A 6,500-nucleotide genomic window follows, 5' to 3' on the forward strand; every position below is an offset into this window, starting at 1 on the left:
CCATCTCGAGAGCCGTCTGTTCGGGAGCAGGTTTCTTCAACATGTCCCAGTGAATCATAAACCCCCGGATGTAGCCAGGGGTTTGTCAGCAGTCTGAGCCCGGCAGGTAAGACTGCCGGGCTTTTTTATGCGTCGGATCAGGCACATCTCATCGATCCGGCAACGGGCAAGCTTCCCCTTCCCCGAATAGTCTCGACCGAGTGAGAAAGCGCCTCTCCCGGCCATTGTCGAGCGAGAACATTCCTCCCCGTCCCGGTACCACATCGATGATCAGTTGAGTGTGCTGCCAGGCCTCGAACTGTGACCGGTTGATGTAGAAGGGAACGTCATCGATGTCGCCGAGCTTGATGTCGGTTTCTCCCACCCGGTAGTCCGCGGAAGGATAACACATCGGCGACGACCCATCGCAGCAACCTCCCGACTGGTGAAAGAGAATATCCGGGTGGTCTCTTCTAATCTCGGCGATGAAATCCAGCGCGGCGTCCGTGGCGATCACGCGCGCAATCGAACTGCTCGTCATTCCTCACCTCCCTCGAAAAGGTGTCCGGCGGCGATCGGGGCCGCCGCCGGACGTCCGGGTGTTAGCTTGGCGGCTACCCGGACATGAGACGAAAACGCCGGCTCAGAAGAAGCCGAGCGCCTTCGGGCTATAGCTCACCAGCATGTTCTTGGTCTGCTGGTAGTGGTCGAGCATCATCTTGTGCGTTTCGCGGCCGATACCCGACTGCTTGTAGCCACCGAACGCCGCATGGGCGGGATAGGCGTGGTAGCAATTGGTCCAGACACGTCCGGCATGGATGTTGCGGCCGAACTGGTAACAGGTGTTCGCATCACGGCTCCACACGCCGGCGCCGAGGCCGTAGAGCGTGTCGTTGGCGATCGCGAGCGCCTCGTCCTCGTCTCGGAAGGTCGTGACCGAAACAACGGGACCAAAAATCTCCTCCTGGAAGATCCGCATCTTGTTGTGACCCTTGAAGACGGTCGGCTTGACGTAATAGCCGCCAGCAAGATCCCCGGAGAGTTCGTTGCGGTAGCCGCCGGTCAGCACTTCCGCGCCTTCCTGCTTGCCAATGTCGATATAGGAGAGGATCTTCTCCAACTGCTCGTTGGACGCCTGAGCGCCGATCATGGTGGACATGTCGAGCGGATTGCCCTGGCGCACCGCCTCGACCCGCTTCACCGCCTTTTCCATGAAACGGTCGTAGATCTTCTCATGCACCAGCGCGCGGCTCGGGCATGTGCAGACCTCGCCCTGATTGAGCGCGAACATCGCAAAGCCCTCGAGCGCCTTGTCGAGATAGTCGTCGTCCTCGCGCATCACATCCTCGAAGAAGATGTTCGGCGACTTGCCGCCAAGTTCGAGCGTTACCGGGATCAGGTTCTGCGAGGCGTATTGCATGATCAGACGGCCCGTCGAGGTCTCGCCGGTGAAGGCGATCTTGGCGATCCGCGGGCTGCAGGCGAGCGGTTTGCCGGCCTCGAGACCAAAGCCGTTGACGATGTTGAGCACGCCCGGTGGCAGGAGATCGGCAATCAGTTCGGCCAGCACGAGGATTGAGGCCGGCGTCTGTTCTGCCGGCTTCAGGACGACGCAGTTGCCTGCGGCAAGTGCCGGCGCCACTTTCCAGGCCGCCATCAGGATCGGAAAGTTCCATGGAATGATCTGCCCGACAACGCCGAGCGGCTCGTGGAAGTGATAGGCGATCGTATCGTGGTCCACTTCGCCGATCGTGCCTTCCTGTGCCCGCACGCAGGCGGCGAAGTAACGGAAATGGTCGATCGCAAGCGGAATATCGGCCGCCATGGTTTCGCGCAACGGCTTGCCGTTGTCCCACGTCTCGGCCCGCGCCAGAAGCTCGAGATTGGCCTCCATCCGGTCGGCGATCTTCAAGAGGATGTTCGAGCGCTCGGTGGTGGAGGTGCGGCCCCACTTGTCCTTCGCCGCGTGGGCGGCATCCAGCGCCAGATTGATGTCGGCCTCGTCCGAACGTGCAACCTCGCAAAGCTTGCCGCCAGTGACCGGCGTCGTATTGTCGAAGTAGCGACCATTGATCGGGTCGCGCCATTCACCGCCAATGAAATTGCGGTAACGGAGCTTGAACGGCGTGTTCGCAACCGGTTGAACCTGGATATTCATCTGTCATCCTCCCTGTGAAAGGCCCTCCTCGGGCCGATGGGACGATGATTGTCGGAGCGACGCCGAGAGGATAGACCGCCCGGGGGCTATTGCAGCGCACACTGTTTCAGTTCTGCGACATATGTCGCGGCGCTACTGCAAGGAAAGCCGTTTCAGCTTCCGGTGCATCGTCGCGCGGCTGATACCAAGCGTCTGGGCCGCCAGAGAGACATTGCCGTTGCTGCGGGAAAGTGCCCGCCGCAGCGCCGCCCGTTCCGCCTCCTCGAGATCGGCGCTAACCTCACGTCGGTCTTCATTGAGCGCATCGGCTGCCGGCATGCCGCTCCGTATCTGCGCATCGTCAAGCCGAAGAGCCAACCGCGCTGCCTTGGTTGCTCCCAGAATCATGTCGTGCTGGTCGACGGCGAGCAGTGCGACTGATGAGATCGGAGCCGACGGAACCATGACGATGCGGGCGCCGGGAAAGGCACTGCGAAACAGCGTCGTCTCCAGCTTGCCTGCGACGTCGCGCACGGCGTGCGAAAGCATCGCGAGCGTCATGTCGGTCACGTCGTCGCGGCAGGTGGAGATGTCGATTGCGCCGGCGACCTGGCCCAGATGATCGCGGATCGGCGCCGTGACGCAACTCAGCGAGATGTTTGAAGACAGGAAATGCTGATCGCGGTGGATCATAACGCTGCGTTCGTCGGCAAGCGCCGTCCCGATACCGTTCGTGCCGACGCTCGCCTCGCTCCAGAGGTTGCGTTGCCACAGACCGAGTTTCTTGAATTCGACGTCATTGCTGGCCGCCCCTCGCCGATCGACGATCACGCCGTGCCGGTCGGACAACACGATGCAGCAACCGGAGCGGCCGACCGTCTGGTAAAGGCGGTCGAACTCGTCGGCACAGGCATGTATGAGCGGCTCCATGCTTTCGCGTGAAGAAGTATATGCATCGGCGTCCACCTGCACCGGATCCCGAGGCACGTCCGGCATTAGTCGATGAACATCGAGGCACCGGATCCACGACGCCGCGATCGGCGAACTGATCGCCGCGGATGGCCGCGAGGCGGTCGCATAGACAAGATCGGAATGTCGCACGGACTGGCGCATCGGCTCCTCCCAAAGCTTGGGCCCATCATGCTCTTCGCCGATCCATGTTTCAATGGCGTGTGGCAACCTCAAGTCCGCATGATACTTGGGCGGCCGGTCTGTCGCAAAACTGCGACAGTCGGGACGACAATCAGGCAGCGGCCGGCTTCTTTGCGTCTTCGCGATCGGTGACCTGCTGATCCATCGGCAGTTCGATCTCCGGGCCGTTCACCTCGATCTCGATGTCGGCGCGCGGCGATGGTCGTCCATAATAGAACCCCTGCACCTGCTGACATCCCTCATCGAGCAAAAAAGTCATGTGTTCCGCGTTCTCCACCCCTTCGGCGAGAACGGGAATATCAAGGCTGGCGGCGAGAATGAGCGTCGACCTGACGATAGCCGCCGAATGACGATTGGTGGCAACGCCGTCGATGAAGCTGCGATCGATCTTGATCTTGTCGAACGGAAAGAGCTGCAATGTCGAGAGCGAGGAATACCCCGTGCCGTAGTCGTCCATCGCAATTCTCACTCCCGCGTCCTTCAACTGACGGATCGTCTGCAGAGCGCGTTGCTGATCCTGGATGATCCCGGACTCCGTGATTTCGAGTTCCAGGCGCAGGGGATCCAGACCGGTTGTCTGCAGAATCTCCTGGACGCGCTGCGGAAACTTCGCGTCCGCAAGCTGCGCCGGTGCCACGTTCACCGCGACCGACAAGGGATTGCTCCAAGCCGCCGCCTCGCGGCAGGCCTCCTCGAGAACCCAGTCGCCGATCTGGTTGATGAGCCCGGTTTTCTCTGCGATCGGAATGAAATCCGCTGGCGAGATGCGACCGCGCTGCGGGTGGTTCCAACGCAGCAGGACCTCGAAGCCGATCACCTTGCCGCTCGCCGTCTCGTTCTGCCTTTGATAATAGAGCTCGAACTGTCGCTGCTGCAGCGCCGTTCGCAGATCCATGGCCAGCGCGTTGCGCTCGCGCGCTGCACTATCCATCGAGATATCGTAGAAGCAGATGTTGTTGGAACCAGTCGACTTCGCGCGATACATAGCGACGTCCGACTGAGCAAGCAGATCGTCAATGGTCGTCGCCGAATCCGGATAGATCGATATGCCGACGCTCGATCCGACGAGGAATATCTGCTCCTTCCACTCGATGGGTCGGCTGATCTGGTCGATCAGCCGCTTGGAAAAATGCATCGCGTCGGACCGGGTGAAGTAGCGCGTCTTGATGGCCACGAACTCGTCACCACCCACCCGGGCAAGGAACTCGTCATCATTGAGAACGCCGGACATGCGCTCGGAAATTGCCCGAAGGACGTGGTCGCCGGCCGCATGACCGTGCACGTCGTTGATCTCCTTGAAACGATCGAGATCGAAAGACAGGATTGCGATCTTGGGCGACCGGCCTGCCGGCATCTCCAGCGCCTCCCCCAGATGCTCCATCAGCGACACCCTGTTCGGGAGACCGGTCAGGGCGTCATGCATGGAGAGATGACGATACCGCTCGGCGCTCGCCCGGGTCGACTGCATGTCGATGAAATAGGAAGCTGCCCCAAGGGCGAGGATCATCATCATGATGGCGACCACGACCACGATAAGGACGCCCTCCGGAACGACATTCGCCGGAACGACCGCGTCTGCCATCGGCACGATCGTCAGGCCTGCCATGCCGATGAAATGCGTCGATGCGATCGCCAAGATCATGGCGGCGGCGCCGCCGTATTTGCAGAAACGCGTCACCGGCCGGCCGATGCGGTTGGTCGCCACAGCGCCGAGAAACGCACCGGCAATCAGGGACGCGAGGACGAAGTTGGCATCCCATTGCTTGAGACCCTGCACTTCATAGGCGTCCATGCCTGTATAATGCATCGCGGCGATGCCGAGCCCCATGATGACGCCACCGGCCTCGATCAGCGCACCGCGCTGCTGGACCGTGCTGATCAGGAAACCGGCCGACGTCACGGTGATTGCGATGGCAAGCGAAGAAAGGGTTCCGACCGGTTCGTAACCCACGACGACGCCGGCCTTGTAGCCCATCATAGCGACGAAATGCGTGGTCCAGATCGTCGCGCCTCCAATGATCCCGCCGAGTGCCAGCCAACTGAACCGTGTCGCCTTTCGGGTATGTCGTGCCCGCGCGAACAGACGCATGGTCAGAAGCGATCCGGTCAGGCAAACCAGGACGGCGGCGACGGTGAACACAGGGTTATGGTCGACAACAATGCAGGAAAGGACAGTCAGCATGAAATGAACTCGGCAAATTCGGACGCACCCTTCCTAACAAAAAGCAATTTCCAAACGATTGGCATATGTAGTTACCGATCCTTGAATATACGGAGGTCGGTGCACCGACCGAAACACCCCGCAGCGCCTTGCATTTTCATGCTTCGTGGTCTATAGCGCCCCGGTCCGCGCAGACACCCTTGGAGGCAACGCGGATGAGGTCTGCCGGAAACGGCACCTCCAGCTTCGAAAAATTGCCTTTTGCAGGCACTTTCAAGCTCTCCAAATAACCTCGAAAGGAAATGCCATGAGCCACTCTTCATACGAGCTCAAGGCCGAGGCGCGCGAACGGGTCGGTAAGGGGTCCTCCCGTGAACTTCGCCGCAAAGGTCTCATTCCTGCTGTCATCTATGGTGACAAGCAGCCCCCCGTCTCCATCGTGCTGAACACGAATGAACTGACAAAGCGCATTCATGCCGGCGGTTTCAAGACCACCGTCGCAACGATCGAAGTCGACGGCAAGAAGGTTTCGGTCCTGCCCAAGGACTACCAGCTTGATCCGGTTCGTGACTTCCTCCTGCACGTGGACTTCCTGCGCGTTTCAGCTGACAGCAAGGTCGTCGTTGCCGTTCCGGTTCACTTCATCAACGAAGAAAAGTCCGGCATCAAGATCGGCGGCGTTCTGAACATCGTTCGTCACGATGTCGAACTGCACTGCCCGGCCAACGACATCCCGGAATTCATCACGGTCGACCTCGCTGGTCACAAGATCGGCGACAGCCTCCACATCTCGCATGTGAAGCTGCCGAAGGGCGTGACCCCGGTCATCACCGACCGCGACTTCACGATCGCAACGATCGTGGCGCCGGCCGGTGGCGTTTCGGAAGAAACCGAGACCGAAGCCTGATAGGCCTCTCGAATACGAGATCGACCCGCAAACAGGAAATCCCGCCTCCACCGAGGCGGGATTCAGACTGCTGACAAACCCCTGGCTACATCCGGGGGTTTATGATTCACTGGGACATGTTGAAGAAACCTGCTCCCGAACAGACGGCTCTCGAGATGGTGACG

General features: G+C 60.3%; 5 protein-coding genes. 1 reads left to right on the forward strand and 4 read right to left on the reverse strand.

Going from position 1 to position 6,500, the window contains the following annotated elements:
* Positions 1–148 precede the first annotated feature (148 nt).
* From J5J09_RS14660 to J5J09_RS14675, 4 genes are all read right to left on the reverse strand, one after another.
* On the reverse strand, positions 149–520 hold the full coding sequence (locus tag J5J09_RS14660; protein ID WP_208551620.1) for a DUF779 domain-containing protein: 372 nt from the start codon (positions 518–520) through the stop codon (positions 149–151).
* Positions 521–622: 102 nt separating this feature from the next.
* Positions 623–2,137, reverse strand: coding sequence for an aldehyde dehydrogenase (gene adh, locus J5J09_RS14665; RefSeq protein WP_208551621.1), 1,515 nt, complete (start codon positions 2,135–2,137; stop codon positions 623–625).
* A gap of 132 nt (positions 2,138–2,269) precedes the next feature.
* On the reverse strand, positions 2,270–3,229 hold the full coding sequence (locus J5J09_RS14670) for a helix-turn-helix domain-containing protein (RefSeq protein ID WP_208551622.1): 960 nt from the start codon (positions 3,227–3,229) through the stop codon (positions 2,270–2,272).
* 130 nt (positions 3,230–3,359) lie between these two features.
* Complete coding sequence (locus J5J09_RS14675; RefSeq protein WP_208551623.1) at positions 3,360–5,450, reverse strand: bifunctional diguanylate cyclase/phosphodiesterase; 2,091 nt, start codon at positions 5,448–5,450, stop codon at positions 3,360–3,362.
* A gap of 286 nt (positions 5,451–5,736) precedes the next feature.
* Between J5J09_RS14675 and J5J09_RS14680 the strand changes: the two genes are divergently transcribed.
* The gene (locus tag J5J09_RS14680; RefSeq protein WP_208551624.1) at positions 5,737–6,336 is read left to right on the forward strand and encodes a 50S ribosomal protein L25/general stress protein Ctc; all 600 of its coding nucleotides are present in this window, start codon (positions 5,737–5,739) and stop codon (positions 6,334–6,336) included.
* Positions 6,337–6,500 lie beyond the last annotated feature (164 nt).

The organism is Ciceribacter sp. L1K22 (assembly GCF_017599385.1).
Classification (GTDB): Bacteria; Pseudomonadota; Alphaproteobacteria; order Rhizobiales; family Rhizobiaceae; genus Allorhizobium.

Excerpts from the sequence above, each read along its gene's own strand:
- J5J09_RS14675 (WP_208551623.1), bottom strand. The coding sequence starts at position 5,450 with ATGCTGACTGTCCTTTCCTGCATTGTTGTCGACCATAACCCTGTGTTC.
- adh (WP_208551621.1), bottom strand. The coding sequence starts at position 2,137 with ATGAATATCCAGGTTCAACCGGTTGCGAACACGCCGTTCAAGCTCCGT.
- J5J09_RS14680 (WP_208551624.1), top strand. The coding sequence starts at position 5,737 with ATGAGCCACTCTTCATACGAGCTCAAGGCCGAGGCGCGCGAACGGGTC.
- J5J09_RS14670 (WP_208551622.1), bottom strand. The coding sequence starts at position 3,229 with ATGCGCCAGTCCGTGCGACATTCCGATCTTGTCTATGCGACCGCCTCG.
- J5J09_RS14660 (WP_208551620.1), bottom strand. The coding sequence starts at position 520 with ATGACGAGCAGTTCGATTGCGCGCGTGATCGCCACGGACGCCGCGCTG.